Source organism: Mesorhizobium sp. C089B, from assembly GCF_030323125.1.
Taxonomy (GTDB): Bacteria; Pseudomonadota; Alphaproteobacteria; order Rhizobiales; family Rhizobiaceae; genus Mesorhizobium.
This window is the reverse complement of sequence record NZ_CP100469.1, coordinates 4,506,337-4,524,371: the sequence shown is the minus strand read 5'-3', so window position 1 is coordinate 4,524,371 and position 18,035 is coordinate 4,506,337. Positions and strand designations below refer to the sequence as shown.

At 62.7% G+C, this 18,035-nt stretch carries 16 protein-coding genes and 3 pseudogenes; 10 read left to right on the top strand and 9 right to left on the bottom strand.

The window, feature by feature from the left end; genetic code table 11:
* Window positions 1-72: 72 nt before the first annotated feature.
* From NLY44_RS22325 to NLY44_RS22310, 4 genes and pseudogenes are all read right to left on the bottom strand, one after another.
* Window positions 73-1,461: a HAMP domain-containing sensor histidine kinase gene (locus NLY44_RS22325; RefSeq protein ID WP_023736720.1), complete on the bottom strand. Its 1,389-nt coding sequence runs from the start codon at window positions 1,459-1,461 to the stop codon at window positions 73-75.
* Window positions 1,462-1,517: 56 nt separating this feature from the next.
* On the bottom strand, window positions 1,518-2,189 hold the full coding sequence (locus tag NLY44_RS22320) for a winged helix-turn-helix domain-containing protein (RefSeq protein WP_023672160.1): 672 nt from the start codon (window positions 2,187-2,189) through the stop codon (window positions 1,518-1,520).
* Between the two features lie 120 nt (window positions 2,190-2,309).
* Window positions 2,310-2,930 carry a cytochrome b gene (locus NLY44_RS22315; RefSeq protein ID WP_245260308.1) on the bottom strand — a complete coding sequence of 207 codons (621 nt, stop codon included), beginning with the start codon at window positions 2,928-2,930 and terminating at the stop codon, window positions 2,310-2,312.
* A pseudogene (locus NLY44_RS22310) lies at window positions 2,931-3,440 on the bottom strand (COG4705 family protein); the annotation flags it as partial.
* A 20-nt stretch (window positions 3,441-3,460) separates the two neighbouring features.
* Here NLY44_RS22310 and NLY44_RS22305 point away from each other — a divergent pair.
* A pseudogene (locus NLY44_RS22305) lies at window positions 3,461-3,859 on the top strand (methyltransferase family protein); the annotation flags it as partial.
* Here the strand turns inward: NLY44_RS22305 and NLY44_RS22300 are convergent.
* Entirely contained in the window at window positions 3,853-4,068 is a 216-nt protein-coding gene (locus NLY44_RS22300; protein ID WP_023672157.1) for a hypothetical protein, read from the bottom strand. The pseudogene NLY44_RS22305 and the gene NLY44_RS22300 sit on opposite strands and share 7 nt — an antisense overlap.
* On the bottom strand, window positions 4,065-4,820 hold the full coding sequence (locus NLY44_RS22295; RefSeq protein WP_023805873.1) for a COG4280 domain-containing protein: 756 nt from the start codon (window positions 4,818-4,820) through the stop codon (window positions 4,065-4,067). Before NLY44_RS22295 ends, NLY44_RS22300 begins: the two co-directional genes overlap by 4 nt.
* A gap of 58 nt (window positions 4,821-4,878) precedes the next feature.
* Between NLY44_RS22295 and NLY44_RS33235 the strand changes: the two are divergent.
* Together NLY44_RS33235 and NLY44_RS22285 are read left to right on the top strand one after the other, a co-directional pair.
* A pseudogene (locus tag NLY44_RS33235) lies at window positions 4,879-5,064 on the top strand (ABC transporter permease); the annotation flags it as partial.
* 90 nt (window positions 5,065-5,154) lie between these two features.
* A complete protein-coding gene (locus NLY44_RS22285) occupies window positions 5,155-6,156 on the top strand; it encodes a LacI family DNA-binding transcriptional regulator (protein ID WP_023692902.1) in 1,002 nt (333 codons plus the stop codon).
* A 6-nt stretch (window positions 6,157-6,162) separates the two neighbouring features.
* Here the strand turns inward: NLY44_RS22285 and ocd are convergent, their stop codons facing one another.
* Window positions 6,163-7,224, bottom strand: coding sequence for an ornithine cyclodeaminase (gene ocd, locus NLY44_RS22280; RefSeq protein WP_023692901.1), 1,062 nt, complete (start codon window positions 7,222-7,224; stop codon window positions 6,163-6,165).
* Window positions 7,221-8,156 (bottom strand): arginase, encoded by a 936-nt coding sequence (rocF, locus tag NLY44_RS22275; protein ID WP_023706789.1) that lies wholly within the window; start codon window positions 8,154-8,156, stop codon window positions 7,221-7,223. Before rocF ends, ocd begins: the two co-directional genes overlap by 4 nt.
* Window positions 8,157-8,302: 146 nt before the next feature.
* Between rocF and NLY44_RS22270 the strand changes: the two genes are divergently transcribed.
* The 4 genes from NLY44_RS22270 to NLY44_RS22255 all read left to right on the top strand — a co-directional run bounded on the left by NLY44_RS22270 (window position 8,303) and on the right by NLY44_RS22255 (window position 12,939).
* Window positions 8,303-8,743, top strand: a complete 441-nt coding sequence (locus NLY44_RS22270) for an Lrp/AsnC family transcriptional regulator (protein ID WP_023685065.1) — start codon at window positions 8,303-8,305, stop codon at window positions 8,741-8,743.
* A 590-nt stretch (window positions 8,744-9,333) separates the two neighbouring features.
* Window positions 9,334-10,548: a glycosyltransferase family protein gene (locus NLY44_RS22265; RefSeq protein ID WP_023754931.1), complete on the top strand. Its 1,215-nt coding sequence runs from the start codon at window positions 9,334-9,336 to the stop codon at window positions 10,546-10,548.
* 1 nt (window position 10,549) lies between these two features.
* Window positions 10,550-11,794 carry a glycosyltransferase gene (locus NLY44_RS22260; protein WP_023805874.1) on the top strand — a complete coding sequence of 415 codons (1,245 nt, stop codon included), beginning with the start codon at window positions 10,550-10,552 and terminating at the stop codon, window positions 11,792-11,794.
* Entirely contained in the window at window positions 11,791-12,939 is a 1,149-nt protein-coding gene (locus NLY44_RS22255) for a glycosyltransferase family protein (protein WP_023740144.1), read from the top strand. Before NLY44_RS22260 ends, NLY44_RS22255 begins: the two co-directional genes overlap by 4 nt.
* Here NLY44_RS22255 and NLY44_RS22250 read toward each other — a convergent pair.
* On the bottom strand, window positions 12,917-13,588 hold the full coding sequence (locus tag NLY44_RS22250) for a class I SAM-dependent methyltransferase (RefSeq protein WP_081726163.1): 672 nt from the start codon (window positions 13,586-13,588) through the stop codon (window positions 12,917-12,919). The genes NLY44_RS22255 and NLY44_RS22250 overlap by 23 nt on opposite strands.
* Window positions 13,589-13,854: 266 nt before the next feature.
* Here NLY44_RS22250 and NLY44_RS22245 point away from each other — a divergent pair, with 266 nt between their 5' ends.
* The 3 genes from NLY44_RS22245 to NLY44_RS22235 all read left to right on the top strand — a co-directional run bounded on the left by NLY44_RS22245 (window position 13,855) and on the right by NLY44_RS22235 (window position 18,034).
* Window positions 13,855-16,569, top strand: coding sequence for an ABC transporter transmembrane domain-containing protein (locus NLY44_RS22245; RefSeq protein ID WP_023805875.1), 2,715 nt, complete (start codon window positions 13,855-13,857; stop codon window positions 16,567-16,569).
* A gap of 34 nt (window positions 16,570-16,603) precedes the next feature.
* The gene (locus tag NLY44_RS22240; protein ID WP_023672144.1) at window positions 16,604-17,071 is read left to right on the top strand and encodes a cyclic nucleotide-binding domain-containing protein; all 468 of its coding nucleotides are present in this window, start codon (window positions 16,604-16,606) and stop codon (window positions 17,069-17,071) included.
* Between the two features lie 111 nt (window positions 17,072-17,182).
* Window positions 17,183-18,034: an MBL fold metallo-hydrolase gene (locus NLY44_RS22235; RefSeq protein WP_023805876.1), complete on the top strand. Its 852-nt coding sequence runs from the start codon at window positions 17,183-17,185 to the stop codon at window positions 18,032-18,034.
* Window position 18,035: the final 1 nt, after the last annotated feature.

Genomic DNA, 18,035 nt, shown 5'->3' with positions numbered 1-18,035 from the left:
TTTCATGAGCGCCTTCCCCCACTCCGTCGCTGCTTCGCTCGACGGAGTGGGGTCGACCTGGCTCTGGCGTTGTCATTTCAAGCCGGGACCGGTGCCCTCCGCCCGAGGAAACCCGACAATTACCGCCAGCCCAGGCCGGCGATCCTCCAGCGCAATCGTTGCACCATGCAGGTCGGCGATTGCCCGCACCAGGCTGAGGCCAAGGCCGCTGCCGGGCGTGGTGCGGCTGGAGTCGAGCCGGTAGAGCCGCTGGAACACTTTTTCGCGCTCCTGCGCCGGGATGCCGGGGCCATTGTCGGCGACCTCAGCCAGAATGCGGTCGCCTTGCCGCCGCACCGATAGAAGGATTGCCGTGCCATCGGGGCAATGCCGCAGCGCGTTCTCAACCAGATTGGCAAACAATTGCGTCAGCAGGTCGCGGTCGCCGTGGACCAGGCATGGGGTGCCGTGGACGATCGTGGCCGACAGCGACTTGCCGTCATCCTCGGCGACACCGGCGTAGATTTCGGCAATGGCATCGATGACGCCGGTGAGGTCGAGATCGACAAAGCGCGCCTTGCGAGCGCCGGCCTCGATCTGGGCAATACGCAACAGCGCATCGAAAGTATCGTTGATCTGCAGGCTTTCCCCACGTGCCTCCGCCAGCTCATCGGCAACGGCCTCACCCCGCGCGGTCCTGTCGGCCGCAGCTTCCAAAATCATCTGCAGCCGGTTGAGCGGCGTCTTCAGATCATGCGCGATGTCGGCGCTGACCTGGCGCATGCCGTCCACCAGCGCCGCCAGCCGCTCCAGCGCGGCGTTGACCTGGCGCGAGACGCCGTCAATGTCGTCGCCATTGCCGAGCAGTGGAATGCGGGCGTCGAGCCGGCCGTTGGAGACATCGTCCATGGTGGTGGCAATGCCGTCGAGGCGACGCTGCACACGCGACGCCAGCAAGGCGCCGCCAGCCACCGCCAGCCCTGAAATGATCAGGGTGGCCCAGCCGAAGCTCATCAAAACGATGCGTTCCAGCTCCTCGGTTTCGGAGAGCGAGAAGGCGATTGTCAGGCTGTTGGGCCCGACCGAACCGGTCCAGGCGCGGTACATAGTGTCCGGCGCAACGCCTGGCAGGGAAGCGGCAAAATCCGAAAAGCCATCGGGAAGGTCGGCGGCGGTGAAATTCCCGGCCAGGCGATTGCCGGCGGGATCGGTGAGCGAGAACAGCTGTTCCTTGCTCGGGCTGAGCGCGGCGTGGCTGTCGACTGCCGAAACCAGATCCTCCCGGTCGTTTCCGGCATAGGTCACCGCCACGACCGAATAGGTCTCCTTGACCGACTGGTCGAGCTGCTCGGCAAGATCCGCGCTCATCAGCTGGTAGACGATGGCGCCTGACAGGATGAAGGCGAGCACGAACAGCAAGGCGAAGGTCAGGGCCAGCCGAAACGGCGTGCTGCGCAGCAGGCGAGAGCCTGTCTCAGTCATAGTGCGTTTCAGTCATGGCAAGCTTCAGTCATGGCAAGTTTCTGTCATGCCGCGCCTCAGTCGTGAACACTGTAGCCAGTGTTGCGCACGGTGTGGATCAACGCGGTTTCGAACGGCCTGTCGATCTTGGCGCGCAGCCGGCTGATATGGGTTTCGACGACGCTGGTCTTGGGGTCGAAGTGAAAATCCCAGACCCGTTCCAGAAGCATGGTGCGGGTGATGACGCGGCCCTCGCCGCGCATCAGCACTTCGAGCAGGCTGAATTCGCGCGGCTGCAGGTCGATCGCCTGGCCCTGCCTGGTGACGCGGCGCTGGATCAGGTCCATTTCGAGGTCTGCGATGCGCAGCGTCGTCTTCAGCTCCTGCACCGCAGGGCGACGGCCGAGCGCGTTGATGCGGGCGAGCAGTTCGGAAAAGGCGAATGGCTTGACGAGATAGTCGTCGCCGCCGGCCTCGAGCCCTTCAACCCTGTCGTCGACGCCGCCGACCGAGGTCAGAAAGATCGCCGGCGTGCGCACGCCCGCCGCCCGCACCGCCTTGATCATCGACAGGCCGTCGAGGCCGGGCAGCATGCGGTCGACGACGATCACGTCATAGGCGTCGCGTGTCGCGGCAAACAGCGCGTCATGCCCGTCGCGCAGCAGATCGCAGACATGCCCGGCTTCGCTCAGGCCCTTGACGACATAGTCTGCGGTCCTGGGGTCATCCTCAACAAGGAGAAGTCGCATCTCTGTTCCGGTCTGTTGCCGAGGCTTTGCCAGAGCGGCATGCTAGCACCGGCGGCGGTCCGTTCCTAGAATATCCGCCGGCGCCTGGTCGCTCGTGGTCGTTGCACATGTCCATAAGTGTCATCCGACCGGATCGCGCGCAGGGACAAGCATCCTGCGCAGCACGGCGTCTTTCAGAATAAAATGATGGAAGAGTGCCGCACCGGCATGAATGCAGATCAGAACGATGAATACCGGCTTTGCCCAAGTATGGACATCGCCCATCCAGCTCCAAACATAAAAGGCCAGAAGCCCGGAAACAGGAGCGGCAACGAGAAGGCCATAGAACAGCGCATGCGTTGTGCGTGAGGCGAAAGCCATCCATTTCGGCATTGTGGATTGCGGCTTGGGCGCACCGATGAAGAGGCGGACGGCCAGTCGCACGAACACCAGCAACAGGATCGCCAGGCCGACCCAGTAATGGGCGGACCCCATGGTCTGCCCGTAGGACGACAGTTGGCGTCTGTCCGCTGCCGCATCGACATAGATTGTCATGTTTTCGCCGAACAGGAGCTGGAACAGGACAAGCGCCGCTATCATCCAATGCAGGCTAATTTGGAGGCCGCTATAACCGGATTTCCTGGAGTTCATTCTTCCGTCCATGAGGTGAGCGCGATAGCTGCCCAGGGCGACCCACGGCAGGGATCCATTGACGTTTTGGCGCGTTCTCGTCGCGTCAGGCGGGCGTGCAGGTGCTTGCATCTACTCCGATTCAAGCAGGATTTTGTCGGCCTCGCCGGTGCCCTTCTTCAGACTCATATAGAGAACGAGGGCGACGATGCAGCCCAGGAAGATCATGCTGGTGAAGGTGGTGCCGAAGCCGAGGCCGCCATATTCGATCGGCTGCGACAGCAGGTCGCCGAACGAGGCGCCAAGCGGCCGCGTCAGGATGTAGGCCAGCCAGAAGGCGAGGATGGCGTCGAGGCCGAAGGCGAAATAGCCGAGGGCGATGAAGACGATGACCGCGCCGAACAAGAAGCCAGTCGTGAGATAGCCAATGTCGAACGTCTCGGCGACAAGGTCGCCGGCCGCGGTGCCGAGCGAAAAGGTGAACAGGATCGCCAGCCAGTAGAAGATCTCGCGCCTGGTGGTGACGATCGTATGGATGGAGAGCGTTCTTTCGCTGGCGTACCAGACCGCGAATGTCGCGGCGAGCAAGACCGTGAAGGCAATCGTGGTGGTTTGCAGACGGACGCCCAAATTGTCGACCAGACGGCGGCAGGAAGAACGACGAGCTGGTCACCGCCGGCCCGTTCTCGATGAGCCGGAACCCGCTATACTTCTTTTCCACGGTCGGCGCGGCGGGCGTCGGGTTGATGTACGGCTCGGTGCTGGTGGCGGCGGCGCTGGCTCTGGTGAGCTACCTGGTGTTCCGGGTGACGGCGCGCAAGGAAGCCGAGTTCCTGTTTGGAAAGTTCGGCCCCGCCTACAGCGTCTATGCCGAACGCACGCCCCCTTTCTGGCCGAACCCGCTGCTGTTTCACGATCAAGCCGAACGCCGGTTCTCGACAAAGGCGTTGCGGCGGACATTCACGGACGGGCTCTATTTCCTGGCGCTGTTCCCGGCCATCGAGACGATTGAGCAGTTGCGGATCAGCGGCATGCTGCCGGTGTTTTTCACCCTCTACTGACCGGAGCGCCGTGCCGCGCGGCGCACGCTGTAGAGCAGGATGACGAGGCAGCCGGGCAGAAGCAGGACGCCGCCGGCAAGCGGCGGCAACGCCAGCAGCTTCACTGCCGCGGCAATCGCCACGATCAGCAGCAGCGCCAGCGTCGCAAGGCTGCCGTCGTCGATGAACATGCCGACGAGCTCCTTTAGAATGAGGCGGACGACGTTCATCGAGCAACTCCTTGTGCAGCCTTGGGGTAGCTGGCGCGCAACCAGCGCACCATGGCGAAGCACGCGACGGCGATGATTGCGAAGATGGCCAGCAGCGCCAGATCGGCGCCCGGCCAGTCGGTGCCCAGGCCTTCGCCGGTCCAGAAAATGCCGAAGCTTGTCAACATCAGGCCGACGGCGAATTTGAGCGCGTTTTCCGGCACCCGCGCCAGCGGCCTGTGCACCGCAAGGCCGATGATCGTTACCAGGATGAAGGCCGCCAACGCGCCAAGGCTGGCATAGAAGGTCTGTGCATGCGCGGCGCCGACGGCAATGACGATGAACACCACCTCGACACCTTCGAGCAGCACCGCCTTGAAGGCCGCGAGCCCGGCCAGATAATCGGCGCGGCGGTCATTGGCCTGCTGCTGCAAAGCGGCGGTTTCCTTTGAAAAGGCCGCGTCCTCGTCATGCAGGGCGATGACGCCGACACTGCGCAAAATGGCCTTTCTCAACCAGCGCATGCCAAACAGGACCAGGAGCACGCCGACGACGAACTGCAGCACCGCAATGGGAATCAGCGCCAGCAGCGGTCCGAAGGCCAGCACCAGAGCCGCCAGCACCGCCAGCGCCAGCGCCGCGCCTGTCAGCGCTGGCCGCCAGCTGCGGGTGACGCCGACCGCCAGCACGATGGTGAAGGCCTCGACCACTTCGACGAAGGAGGCAAGGAACGAGGCGGTCACGGTGGAAAGTATGGGCGTCAGGCCGTTCATGAAGGTTTCCTGTCTCGGGAATCACTAGCCTGAGAAGGATACAGCGCTCCGGCGGAAGGGAGAACGCGCCGGCATCGTCGCCATGGTCTATCTGTTGCGTCAACATCGGTGGCCCGGTCGCCGGCGTCGCTACGAGCTGCTCGGCGTCGGCGACAATTTCAAGCCGATCGTGCTAGGCCTTGTCATTGTGCTCGCCGTCATTCTGGATGCCTATCGGGAAAAGCTGTTGAGGGTGATCCGATAAAGCGCGTCGCGCTTTTTGGTTTTTGTTTTATGGATGTCATTTTCCCAGATCCGCCGGACACTCCGGGCGACATGCACTAGGGGACAAGAAATGACGACGATTGCCGATGTCGCGCGCCATGCCGGAGTGTCGGTCGCAACCGTCTCGCATGTGATGAACCGCACGCGCCATGTCGAGCCGGAGACGGCCGAGCGCGTGCATTCGGCCATCGCCGCCTTGCGCTACAGTCCGAACACGCTGGCGCGCAGCCTGAGGCGCGGCGAGACCAAGACCATCGGCCTGCTGCTGCCGGACAATTCCAATCCGTTCTTCGCCGGCGTGGCACGCCAGATCGAGGATGCCGGCTTCCTTGCCGGCTATACGGTGATCCTGTGCAACTCCGACGGCAGCGCCGAGAAGGAGGAGCGCTACCTCCAGGTGCTGATGGCCAAGCAGATCGACGGGCTGATCTTTGCCGGCTCGTCCGATCATGCGCGGGTGTTCTCCAGCCTTCTGCCCGGCGTCCCGGCGGTGCTGATCGACCGCGAGATCCATTCGGTCAATGTCGATTCCGTGCTGGTCGATCACGATTATGGCGGCTATCTCGCCGGCCGCTATCTGGCCGGGCTCGGTCACGAGAAGATCGGCGTCATCGGCGGCCCGCGCGATTCCAGCTCCAGCCCCGCCCGCCTGCGCGGCTTCGCCAGGGCGCTGCAGGAAGCCGGCCTCGACCTGCCGCCGGCCTCGGTGGTGGATTCCGACTACCACTTCGCCGGCGGCCGCATGGCGATGGAGCGGCTGATGGCGCAGGCGCCGGGGATCACGGCGCTTTTTGCCTGTAACGATCTGATGGCCATGGGCGCGCTGACAGTGCTGCGCGGGCGCGGATTGCGGGTCCCCGGCGACATGTCGATGATCGGCTTCGACGACATACCCTATGCCGTCACCACCTGGCCGCCACTGACGACGATCGCACAGCCGGTCGAGAAGATCGGCACGCGGGCGGTCAGCCTGCTGCTCGAGCGGGTTGCCGAGCCGGCGGCGCATTCGCGCCGCGAAGTGCTCACCCCGGTGCTCGTCGAACGGGAGAGCTGCGCGCCGTTGCGCGGCTGAAGCCCCTCAGGCGGCTGCCGGCTGCAGCGCTGCCCTGAGCAGCATGCCGAAGAGGTCGCGCGGCTCGTCGGGATCGGCGAGCAGGTCGAGCTCCTCGTAGAGGCCGGTGGCCTGAAGCTGGTCTCTGATATAGCGCAGTGCGGAAAAATCCTCGGTGGCGAAGCCGACGGAATCGAACAAGGTGATCTGTTCCGCCGTCTTGCGGCCTTCCGCCTTGCCGGTCATCACCTGCCACAACTCGGTCACCGGATGGTCGGCGTGGAGCTGCTGGATTTCGCCCTCGATGCGCGTCTGCGGCGAGAACTCGACGAAGATGTCGGAGCGCAAAAGGATGTCGCGGTGCAGTTCCGTCTTGCCGGGGCAGTCGCCGCCGACCGCGTTGATGTGCACGCCGGAACCGACCATGTTGTCGGTCAGAATGGTGGCGGACAGCTTGTCGGCGGTCACCGTGGTGATGATGTCGACTCCTTCCACAGCATCCTGGCCGGTGGCGCAGATGGTGATGTCAAAGCCTTTGCCGGCGAGGTTGCGGGCGCATTTTTCCGAAGCCGAGCGGTCGATGTCGTAGAGCCGCAGCCGGTCGATGCCGAGCAGCGCTTTGAAGGCGACAGCCTGGAATTCGGACTGGGCGCCATTGCCGATGATGGCCATCGAGCGCGCGCCTTTCGGCGCCAGATATTTGGCCGCGACAGCGGAGGTCGCCGCGGTGCGCAGCGCCGTCAGGATCGTCATTTCGGTGAGCAGCATCGGATAGCCGGAGCCGACATCGGCGAGCACGCCGAAGGCGGTGACGGTCTGGCGCCCCTCGCGCATGTTCTTGGGATGGCCGTTGACATATTTGAAGCCGTATAGCCGGCCGTCGCTGGTCGGCATCAGTTCGATGACGCCGTCATGGCTGTGCGAGGCGATGCGCGGCGTCTTGTCGAACAGCTCCCAGCGGCGAAAATCCTCCTCGATATAGGCGGCGAGTTCGGTGAGGAACCGCTCGACGCCGATGGTCAGCACCAGCTTCATCATGCGGTCGACGCTGACGAAGGGGACGATGGCAAGGCGGGAAGGCTGGGTCATGCAATGCTTCCGGAATGGCTGCGGGTCGGGCGGTCCATGATGCGGCGGCCCATCAGGCTGGCGGCGAGGTCGACCATCAGCGTGGCGGTGCGGCCGCGCTCGTCGAGGAACGGGTTGAGCTCGACCAGATCGAGGCTGGAGACCAGGCCGCTGTCGGACAGCATCTCCATCACCAGATGCGCCTCGCGGAAGGTGGCGCCGCCGGGCACGGTGGTGCCGACGGCCGGCGCGATGGAGGGGTCGAGGAAGTCGACGTCGAGGCTGACATGCAGCAGGCCGTTTTCCTTTTCGACGATGGCCAGGAAGGCGCGCAGCAAAGGTGCAACGCCGTGCTCGTCAATGGTGCGCATGTCGTGCACGGTAACCCCCGCTTCGCTCAGCGCCCGGCGCTCCGCCGGATCGACGCTGCGCAGGCCCATGACGCAGATGTGGGCAGGGTCGACGGCGACAGGCAGGTCCGGGAAATAACCGTTGAAGCCCGGCCGGCCGCTGGCATAGGCGAGCGGCACGCCGTGCAGATTGCCGCTGACGGTGGTATCGAGCGTGTGGAAATCGGGATGTGCGTCGAGCCACAGCACGAAGAGCGGCCGGCCGCGTTCGGCGGCGCGGCGGGCTATGCCCGACACCGTGCCGGCCGATATCGCGTGGTCGCCGCCAAGGAAGATCGGCATGGCGTCTCGCGAAGCCGCATAGGCGGTCTCGGCAATTGCCGCCGTCCAGGCGGAAATCTCCGGCAGGGCCTTCAGCGCGAGATTGCCGTGGACGATTGCGCGCACGGCGGCCGGTTGCACCGCGCCCCAGTCCTCGACCTCGTGGCCGAGTTCCGACAGCACCGAGGCAAGCCCGGCCGTGCGCAGCGCGCTCGGCCCCATCTCGCATCCCATCCTGCCGGCGCCGTCCTGCACCGGCGCGCCAACGATCCTGCAGCGCATGGTTCTTGTTGTCCTTGTAAATTGATTGGGCGGTTGATGCGTGGAATGAACCATCCCGGCCCGGCAGAATGAACAGGCGAAATTGGCATTTCGAGAAGAATGATTTATCAATCCGATAAGTCAGCTTGGTCAAAGTGGATAGAATCATGGACTTGCTCGACGAAAGGCTGGTCACGCTGCTCAGGCATGATGCCCGGCGCAGCATCTCCGATCTCGCGGTCGATCTCGGGGTGTCGCGCGCCACGGTCAGGGCGCGCATGGAGCGGCTGGAAAAAACGGGCGAGATCATCGGCTACACGGTGGTGCTGCGCGCCGACGCGGTCGACCAGCGGATACGCGGCGTGATGATGATCGAGATCGAGGGCCATGCCGCCGACCGCGTGGTCCGGGCGCTCGGCGGCCTCGCCGAGGTTTCGACCATTCACACCACCAATGGCCGCTGGGACCTGGTGGTCGAACTCGGAACGGCGTCGCTCACCGATTTCGACGCGGTGCTTAGGCGGATACGGCTCATCCCGGGGATAACCGGCAGCGAGACAAGTCTGCTGCTGGCAACGCCGAGGACGACAAGGGCAAGGTTGGCGTAGCCGTCCTTCCGGCCGGCGTGTTCACGCAAAGCTTTGTGACGGATCTGGCGAATGGGTCGCCTGGCTGACGAATCTCATTGGGGCCGCAGCTATCCTCCACATGACGGAGGAAGCCGGCATGACGCGAGATTGCACCAGCTTCAACGGTGCAAGGACCGGACGCTTGCCACAGGCCAAGGCTGATGGCAGGATAAAAGGCCGCAACGTGCGGCCTCTGGCGGCCGTTGTGTTTCGATGGATTATGAAGCATTTTCCCAAGGTGCGGGTTCTCCTCACAATGTGCGGCAGCCTCGTTTCGCCTTGGTCGCCCTTGATTTTTCGCAATGTGCGCTTTGCCTGCCTCAGGCCGCAGGGCATTTAATTCCACGGGGTCAAGCCTCATGACAGAGATTTGTGCTCGGGCCGTCTATCGTCGGCGAAGACAAGGCATGGCGCCACAATCAGCGCCCCTGGCATTCGTGACCTGGTGAAGAATGCCGTTGCGTACCTCTCGCCCCCATGTTTCAAAACAGGTCGATAGACCCGCGAGAATGGTTTCGAAGCCTGCGGGGTTGCCCACGGTCCGGCGAGAATTCTAAAAGACGTTCACAATGACACAGCACGCAAAAGACGCACGAATTCTCATGTACAGCCACGACACGTTCGGGCTCGGCCATTTGCAGCGTTGCCGAACGATCGCGCATTCGCTGGTCGGGGATTTCCGCGGACTTCAGGTGCTAATCATTTCGGGCGCCACCATCGCCGGCGCCTTCGACTACCGCGCCCGCGTCGACTTCGTGAAGATCCCCAGCGTCATCAAGCTGCGAAACGGCGAATACACCTCGCTGGAAAAGGACATCGATCTGCACGAGACGCTAAGGATGCGGCAGTCGATTATCCGCCACACGGCCGAGAGCTTCCGGCCGGATATCTTCATCGTCGACAAGGAACCGCTGGGGCTGCGCGGAGAGATTGAGGATACGCTGTCCTACCTCAAGACGCGGGGCACCACGCTCGTGCTTGGCCTGCGCGAGGTGATGGACGCGCCGCATTTGCTCGAAGCGGAGTGGGCACGCAGGGATGTGATGCGCAAGATCGGCCTGTTCTACGACAAGGTCTGGGTCTATGGCCCGCCGGATTTCTACGATCCGCTGACCGGCCTGGAGGTGCCGCCGGCGGTCAGGGCAAAGATGAAGTTCGTCGGTTTCCTGCAACGGAGCCTGCAGCAGAACCAGTTGCCCGGCCACCGGCCCGAGGGCGACTATATCCTGGTTACCACCGGTGGCGGCGGTGACGGCGCCGACCTGATCCACAACGTCATCGAGGCCTATCAGCAGGATCCGCTATTGCAGCACCGGGCGCTGATCGTCCTTGGGCCCTACATGCCGGCGCGCAAGCGCAACAAGCTGGTCAGGAAAGGGGCCAAGATCCCCTACGTCAAGATCATCGAATTCGACAACCGCATGGAAGAGCTGATTGCCGGCGCCAAGGCGGTGGTGGCGATGGGCGGCTACAACACCTATTGCGAGATACTGTCTTTCGACAAGCCGGCGCTGATCGTGCCGCGCGTCACGCCGCGCGAGGAACAGCTGATCCGGGCACGGCGCGCAGCCGAACTCGGCCTCATCGAGATGCTTTTGCCTGAGGAAGCCGAGGATGCCCAGCGGTTTGCCGATGCGCTGCAGGTTTTGCCGGGCCGGCCCCGCCCATCGCAGAGCAATGCGCATCTGACGCTGGAAGGGCTGCCTCATATTTCCGAAATCGTCGCGGAACTGCTCGACCGGCGGGCCGGCCATCACCTTTCGGTCATTGAAGGCATGAACTGAGTTGCAACACCGCAAGATCGTCGTGGTTCTGAAGGGCTACCCGCGGCTGTCGGAAACCTTCATCGCGCAGGAATTGCTCGGTCTGGAGCGTGCGGGGTTCGACCTGATACTTTTCGCGCTCAGGCGGCCGACCGACGCAAAACGTCATCCCGTGCATGACGAGATCAAGGCCCCCGTCCATTATCTGCCGGAATATCTGCACAGAGAGCCGCTGCGCGTGGTTCGATCGCTGTTTGCCTGTCTGCCGCGGCCTGGCTTCTGGCGCGCGCTCAAATCGCTCGCTGCCGATATCCGCCGCGACTTTACGCGCAATCGCGCGCGCCGCTTCGGGCAAGCGCTGGTGCTGGCGGCCGAATGGCCGCAAGATGCCGGATGGCTGCATGCCCATTTCGCGCACACGCCGGCATCGGTGACGCGCTATGCCAGCCAGCTTCGTGGCTTGCCCTGGAGCTGCTCAGCCCATGCCAAGGACATCTGGACGTCGGCGGACTGGGATCTGGCCGGCAAGCTTTCCTCGGCGCGCTGGACGGTCACGTGCACGAAAACCGGCTTCGACCATCTGAAAAAACTCGCCAACGGCAGTTCGTCCGTGCATCTGAGCTATCATGGGCTCGACCTTGACCGCTTCGGCAGTTTCGGCGAGGCGCGAAAACAGCGTGACGGCTCGGCGCCGGCCGAACCGGTCATGATCTTGAGTGTCGGACGCGCCGTTGAAAAGAAAGGCTATGATACGTTGCTGGAGGCTCTTGCCCTCTTGCCTGGCGATCTGGCGTGGTGTTTCGAGCATATCGGTGGCGGCGAGGAACTGAACCGGCTGAAGGCGCTGGCGCAAAGGCTCGGGCTGGAGGGGCGCGTCTCCTGGAAAGGCGCGCTGGCGCAGGAGGAGGTGCTTGAGCACTACCGCAGCGCCGACATCTTCGCTTTGGCCTGCAGGATCACCGCGGACGGCGACCGGGACGGCCTGCCGAATGTTCTGGTGGAGGCGGCCAGCCAGCGGCTTGCCTGCGTGTCGACCGATATTTCCGGCGTGCCGGAGCTTTTATCGTCGGATGAAACCGGGCTGCTGATTCCCTCGGAAAACCCGACTGCCCTGGCACAGGCGCTGGAGCGCCTGATCCGCGATCCCGTCCTGCGCGCCCGCCTCGGCGACGCCGCGGAGCGGCGCGTGCGAAGCAATTTCGACCATGTGGCAGGCATTGGACAGCTCAAGGAACTGTTCGAGCGGGAGTGGCGGGTCGCCGAATGAAGCGGCTGCGCGCTTTCTTCTATGTTCAGCACCTGCTCGGCATCGGCCATCTCGCGCGCGCCAGCCGCATTGCGGCGGCTCTGGTCGATGACGGGTTCGACGTCACCGTCGTGACCGGCGGAGCGCCGATCGCGGGATTTCCGGGATCGGGTGTAAAATCCGTGACCCTGCCGCCTGTCACCTCCGGTGACGAAGGGTTTTCCGGACTTGTCGACCTGCAGGGCAAAGCCATCGACGATGATTTCAAGACGCGGCGCTCAGAGATGCTGCTGCAGGCTTTCCGGAATTACAGGCCCGACATCGTCATTATCGAGGCGTTTCCCTTTGGACGCCGGCAGATGCGTTTCGAACTCTTGCCACTGATCGAGGCCATCGAAGCGACATCGCCCAGACCGCTGCTGGCGGCGTCCGTCCGCGACATCCTTCAGGAGCGCGTGAAGCCGAGCCGAAACGAAGAAACGGTCGATCTCGTCAATAGGCATTTCGATCTTGTCATGGTCCATGGCGATCCGGCTTTCGCAACCATCGACAAGACATTTCCGCTGGCTGGGGCGATCAGGGCCGAGGTCGCCTACACCGGGCTCGTTGCCGCGCCGCCGGCGCAAGCGGCCTCAGAGCGCTTCGACGTTCTGGTGTCGGTTGGCGGCGGGGCGGCCGGAAAGAGCCTTGTCAGATCCACCGTCGCGGCGGCGCGAAATGCCGATAACGCCTGGACATGGTGTTTGATCACCGGCCCAAACCTGCCGAAGGACGAGTTTGACGCGATTTCACGCGATGCCTCCCCACGCCTGTCCATCTTCCGGTTCCGCGAGGATTTCGCCAGCCTGCTGACCGGCGCCCGCCTGTCGGTCTCGCAGGCGGGTTACAACACGGTCTGCGATGTCATGCGCGCGGGGTGTCGCTCGCTGCTCGTTCCATTTGCAGCCGGCGGGGAAACCGAGCAGACGCGTCGCGCTCTGATGCTCGAAGAGCTCGGTCTTGCAACGGTGCTGACGGAACAGGACCTGACGCCTGAAGGTCTGGCGCATGCGATCGAGCAGGCGCTTGCCGGACCGCCGCCAGCCGCGCATCGTCTCGATCTGGAAGGGGCGCGGCGCTCGGCGCAAATCCTGTGCGAGCGCTTCAAACAGCTCCGATCAGCATGAAGCGTGTATAATTTTTTGTCGGCAATTCGCCGGAGAACCTGATCTGCCGCAGCGCCGCCATGGCTTCGAAGGCTGCAAGTGACGCCACGCAGTTGATGTGCGTCGGCTCGCTGAAATAATCGTTCGACTGCAGCAGCACGTTCGTACCCCGCGGAAGCAGGGCAAGCCAGGCGCTGAGATCGGCTATGTGTTCGCAGCTCGTATTGACCACCAGGTCAGGCCCGCCGGCGGCATAGTCGAGTGTGTACATATCTGCCGTCAGCGCTTGAAACCGCTCGCCGGCTTGCCGGTTGAGTGTCCGGGCGACCGCGCCGACTTCGGGATCGATGTCGATGCTGTCGATCGCCCCGATGTCGAAGCGGGCGTCATTGAAAAGCATCGCCGGCAATACGCCGTACCATCCACCCAGAACCCATATGCGCTCGAACCGGCCGCCGCAGCTTTCGAACAGCCTGTCGAGCGCCCACATCTTGCAGGCGACCTGCTTGTGGTTGAAGGCATTGGCGATATCGGCCTGCGGATGCTTGGCGATGACGCGCGCCAGCCCGGCCACGAGAGGGTGGTCGACATAGGCGGCAATTCCCCGCGTGAGGTCCAGGGCTTGCTCATGCCCACCCATGCCGGCATTGCGTGGTTGCGTGACATCCATCATATTCGTCTTCTATGTTGGGATTTCGGGCGACACAACGCAATCTTGCCTCTTGCAAGCCTGTTCGACTTGCGGACGCGACTGTGGCGCAAGCCGTTTCGCCATTGACCGGAGGAGGCCGATTGCATTTGTCCGGACCATCGGCGCCCATCCGTCTGGCGCGCAGCTGCCGCTTCGAACTGGTCGATGGCAGCGAAGACATGGCCGATACACCATTCGCCAGCAGGTGCCTTTACATTCTGCATCCTTCAAACTGACAATCGCATATGGAAACCAGCCTAGCCCGCTATATCTGGACGCACACCAGGAAGCAGCAGCTCTGGATATTGATGATCGTCGTGCTTTCGATGGTCCCGTATTTCATGTCGTTCGACCTGCCGAAGCTGATCGTCAACGGCCCGATCCAGGGCAAGGGGTTCGAGCAACCGGGCGCGACCCTGCCATTCATGAGGTTGCACTATAACCTGCCGTTCATCGGCGAGGTGCAGTTCTTCTCCGGTTTTCAGCTCGACCGCACGTCGACGCTGCTTGCGCTCAGCCTTGTTTTCCTCTTGCTGGTCGTCATCAACGGCTTGTTCAAGCTCTACATCAACACTTACAAGGGCCGGCTCGGCGAACGCATGCTGCGGCGTATTCGTTTCGATCTGGTCGATCGTGTGCTGCGGTTTCCGCCGGTTTACTTCAAGCGGGTGAAATCCGCCGAAGTGGCGACCATGGTGAAGGACGAGGTGGAGCCGCTGGGCGGCTTCATTGGCGATGCCTTCCTGCAGCCGGTGCTGCTCGGCGGCCAGGCGCTGACGGCCATGCTGTTCATCATGGTCCAGAACGTCTGGCTCGGAATGATAGCGGTCGTGATCGTGGCGATCCAGATCGTGCTTATCCCGCGAATGCGGCGGCGGCTGCTCGTGCTCGGGCGCCAGCGGCAGTTGACGGCGCGCGCGCTTTCAGGCCGGGTTGGCGAAATCGTCGACGGCATCGGCGCGGTTCACGTCCACGATACGTCGAACTACGAGCGCGCCGACATAGCAGCCCGGCTCGGGCTCATCTTCAAAATCCGCTTCGATCTTTACCAATGGAAATTCATGGTAAAGTTCCTCAACAATTTTCTCGCGCAGCTCACGCCCTTTCTGTTTTACATGATCGGTGGCTATCTGGTCATCCAGGGGAGGTTGGATGTCGGCCAGCTCGTGGCCGTGATCGGCGCTTACAAGGACTTGCCCGGACCGATGAAGGAACTGATCGACTGGGATCAGGACCGGCAGGATGTCCAGGTCAAATATCAGCAGGTCGTCGAACAGTTCACCGTCGAGAATATCATCGCGCCGGAAATCGGAGCACTGACGGTCGACGATCCCGCTCCGATGACCAAGCCGCTGTCGGCGGTCAGCCTGTCGATAGCAGACGATGGCGGCGCAATGCTCCTCAATCGCATCTCGCTCGAGGTCAAGCCGGGTGAGACGGTGGCGCTGGTCAGCACCGCAACAGGGGGAGCGGAGGCGCTTGCGGAAGCCTTTGCGCGGCTGACCTGGCCGGACAGCGGAAGGATCGTTTCGGGCTCCGATGACTTGCTCGATCTCCCCGAAGCCGTGACCGGCCGGCGCATGTCCTACGCTTCGTCGGATGTTTTCCTGTTCCAGGCAAGCCTGCGCGACAATTTGCTCTACGGGTTGAAGCATGCGCCGCTGACATCGGTGACATATGACGGCGCCGCGGCGGACCAGCACCGTTGGAATATCGACGAGGCGCGCCGGTCGGGCAATCCGGATCTCGATATCCGCAGCGACTGGATCAACTATGCCTCCGCCGGCGCCACCGGCCCGCACGACCTCTTTGAAGCCGTGCGCCGGGTGCTCGACGCGGTTCTTCTGTCGCGCGACATTCTGGATCTAGGCTTGCGCTCTTCGGCCGACCTCAAGCGCCACACGAAGCTTGCCGGGCGGATCGTCGAATTGCGTGCGGCGCTGCGAACCCGGTTGGAGGAAGAAGGCCTGAGCGCGCTGGTGGTTCCTTTTGAACCGGGCGCCTACAACAAGGAAGCGACGATCGGCCAGAACCTGCTCTTCGGCGCTGCGGCCGGCCCCGAACTGGCTCACAAGGCACTGGCGTCCAATCCCTATTTTGCTTCCGTGCTGAAGCAAGCCGGCCTCGACCGCACGCTCTACGAAATGGGCATGGAGATCGCCGAACAGGCGATCGAGCTGTTTGCCGACCTGCCGCCCGAACACCAGTTCTTCCAGCAGCTCGCCTTCATGAGCGCCGAGGAGATACCCGCCTACGAAACCTTGCTGCAACGGCTCAAGAATCGCCCCTACGATGCGGTTTCGGAGAACGACCGCGCCATGATGGTCACCTTAAGCTTTGCCTATATCGAGCCCCGGCATCGCTTCGGCCTGTTGACCGACGAGCTGATGAGCAAGATCATCGCTGCACGCAACCAGTTCTATGAAAACCTGCCGGCCGAGCTGGAGAAAGCTGTCGAACGGTTTGACCCTGCCAAATACATCGCCGCGGCCACCGTCATGGACAACGTCCTGTTCGGGCGTGTCGGCAACAACCATCCCGACGCGCCGGACCGCATTCGCTCCATCGTCTATGATATTCTTGACGAACTGGGGCTTTATGCCGAGCTTCTGGATGTCGGCCTGGACTTCAACGTCGGCGCCGCCGGCAGGCGGCTGACCGGCGGACAGCGACAGAAGCTCGATGTTGCCCGCGCCTTGCTCAAGCGTCCCGATTTCCTCATTCTCAATCGGCCGCTGTCGGCGCTCGACCAGCGCGTGCAGGACAAGGTGTTGCGGAATGTGCTCGACGAAGCCAGACGCGACGGCCATTCGCCGGCAATTGTGTGGGTGGTGACGAATCCGGCAATGGCGGCGATGTTCGATCGGGTTGTGGTCTTTGACTCAGGCCAATTGGTGGAAGACGGAACACACGAGACACTCTTGGCGGGAAACGGTATCTTCAAGGAACTTGTGTCATAGTCTGGCAAACGCGAATTCAGGAAGGTTTGCGACAATGCTGCTCAAGGATGAAGTTGGAATGCTGCAACGCGTTCCCTTGTTCTCTGGCATCGAGCCGACAAAGCTCAAGCTGCTCGCGTTCACGTCCGATCGCGTGAACTACAGTGCCGGCCAGATTCTTTTCCGGCAGGGCGACGAGGCAGACGCCGCCTATGTCATCCTTTCGGGCAGCGCGGATATTCTGGTCGATTCCGACAATGGGCCGATCAAAGTTGCCGAATTGCTGCCAAATTCGATCGTTGGCGAGATTGCCATATTGTGCAACAGCTCCCGTACTGCCACCGTCAAAGCGGCAAGTGAGCTGGAGGCCTTGAGAATCCGCAAGGACCATTTCCTGAGGCTTATGAAGGAGTTTCCCGAAATGACCATCGAGATATTGCGGGTTCTTGCCGATAGGCTAAGCAGTACGACCGCGGACCTGATCGACGCACGAACGGCCGAGAGCGATTCACAGTTGCACTGAAGCGGCGAGCCGCTCTGTTTCTTTGTTTTGATGCAGTTTCCGGAACCGTGTCACACCTTTCCTGGAACGACTCTGGCAGCAGTTGGTTGGCTACGATGGGCGAAAGGGTGCATGGACGACGATTTCTTCCTTGTCAGGTTTTGGGGCGTGCGCGGCAGCATTGCGGTGTCGGGGCCAGAATTTGCTCGCTATGGCGGCAACACGATCTGCATCGAGATGCAATGCGGCAAGCATACGCTTCTGTTCGACGCGGGCTCCGGCTTGCGGCCTGCCGGCAGGACGCTTCGGGCGGCGGGCGTCACCGATTTCGACCTGTTTTTCACCCATTGCCACTACGACCACGTCATCGGGCTGCCGGCTTTCAAGCCTATTTATGAACGAGGCATCAAAGTTACGCTTTGGTCCGGGCATCTGGCTGGACACATGACGACGCGGCAGATGGTCGATGAATTCATTCGGCCGCCATGGTTTCCGGTGACACTCGGTGTCTGCAAGGCGAGCCTCGACTGCCGCGATTTCGCATCCGGAGACGTGCTTCGGCCGCGCGAAGGAGTTGTTGTGCGGACCGGTAGTCTTACCCATCCGGGCGGCTGCATCGGCTACCGGGTCGAATGGGGGGGCCGCGTCGTGGCGGTCATCACAGACACCGAGCACGAGCCGGGCAAACTCGATCCGGCGGTGCTCGGCCTGATCGAGAATGCCGACCTCGTCATTTACGATTGCACCTACACCGAGGAGGAAATGGAGCGCTACCGCGGCAACGGGCACTCGACATGGCAACAGGGCGTCAAGCTCTGCGAGGCGGCCGGCGCGCGCGGGCTTGCGCTGTTTCACCACGATCCGGCACGCACCGACGATGAGCTGGACGAGATGGAGAAACTGGCCAAAGACAGATTTGCCGGCGCTTTTGCGGCGCGGGATGGCCAGACGCTCACATTTCCAGTCTTGCACAAAAAGCGCTGAG

Excerpts from the sequence above, each read along its gene's own strand:
- NLY44_RS22325 (WP_023736720.1), bottom strand. The coding sequence starts at position 1,461 with ATGACTGAGACAGGCTCTCGCCTGCTGCGCAGCACGCCGTTTCGGCTG.
- NLY44_RS22320 (WP_023672160.1), bottom strand. The coding sequence starts at position 2,189 with ATGCGACTTCTCCTTGTTGAGGATGACCCCAGGACCGCAGACTATGTC.
- NLY44_RS22315 (WP_245260308.1), bottom strand. The coding sequence starts at position 2,930 with ATGCAAGCACCTGCACGCCCGCCTGACGCGACGAGAACGCGCCAAAAC.
- NLY44_RS22300 (WP_023672157.1), bottom strand. The coding sequence starts at position 4,068 with ATGAACGTCGTCCGCCTCATTCTAAAGGAGCTCGTCGGCATGTTCATC.
- NLY44_RS22295 (WP_023805873.1), bottom strand. The coding sequence starts at position 4,820 with ATGAACGGCCTGACGCCCATACTTTCCACCGTGACCGCCTCGTTCCTT.
- NLY44_RS22285 (WP_023692902.1), top strand. The coding sequence starts at position 5,155 with ATGACGACGATTGCCGATGTCGCGCGCCATGCCGGAGTGTCGGTCGCA.
- ocd (WP_023692901.1), bottom strand. The coding sequence starts at position 7,224 with ATGACCCAGCCTTCCCGCCTTGCCATCGTCCCCTTCGTCAGCGTCGAC.
- rocF (WP_023706789.1), bottom strand. The coding sequence starts at position 8,156 with ATGCGCTGCAGGATCGTTGGCGCGCCGGTGCAGGACGGCGCCGGCAGG.
- NLY44_RS22270 (WP_023685065.1), top strand. The coding sequence starts at position 8,303 with ATGGACTTGCTCGACGAAAGGCTGGTCACGCTGCTCAGGCATGATGCC.
- NLY44_RS22265 (WP_023754931.1), top strand. The coding sequence starts at position 9,334 with ATGACACAGCACGCAAAAGACGCACGAATTCTCATGTACAGCCACGAC.
- NLY44_RS22255 (WP_023740144.1), top strand. The coding sequence starts at position 11,791 with ATGAAGCGGCTGCGCGCTTTCTTCTATGTTCAGCACCTGCTCGGCATC.
- NLY44_RS22250 (WP_081726163.1), bottom strand. The coding sequence starts at position 13,588 with ATGGATGTCACGCAACCACGCAATGCCGGCATGGGTGGGCATGAGCAA.
- NLY44_RS22245 (WP_023805875.1), top strand. The coding sequence starts at position 13,855 with ATGGAAACCAGCCTAGCCCGCTATATCTGGACGCACACCAGGAAGCAG.
- NLY44_RS22240 (WP_023672144.1), top strand. The coding sequence starts at position 16,604 with ATGCTGCTCAAGGATGAAGTTGGAATGCTGCAACGCGTTCCCTTGTTC.
- NLY44_RS22235 (WP_023805876.1), top strand. The coding sequence starts at position 17,183 with ATGGACGACGATTTCTTCCTTGTCAGGTTTTGGGGCGTGCGCGGCAGC.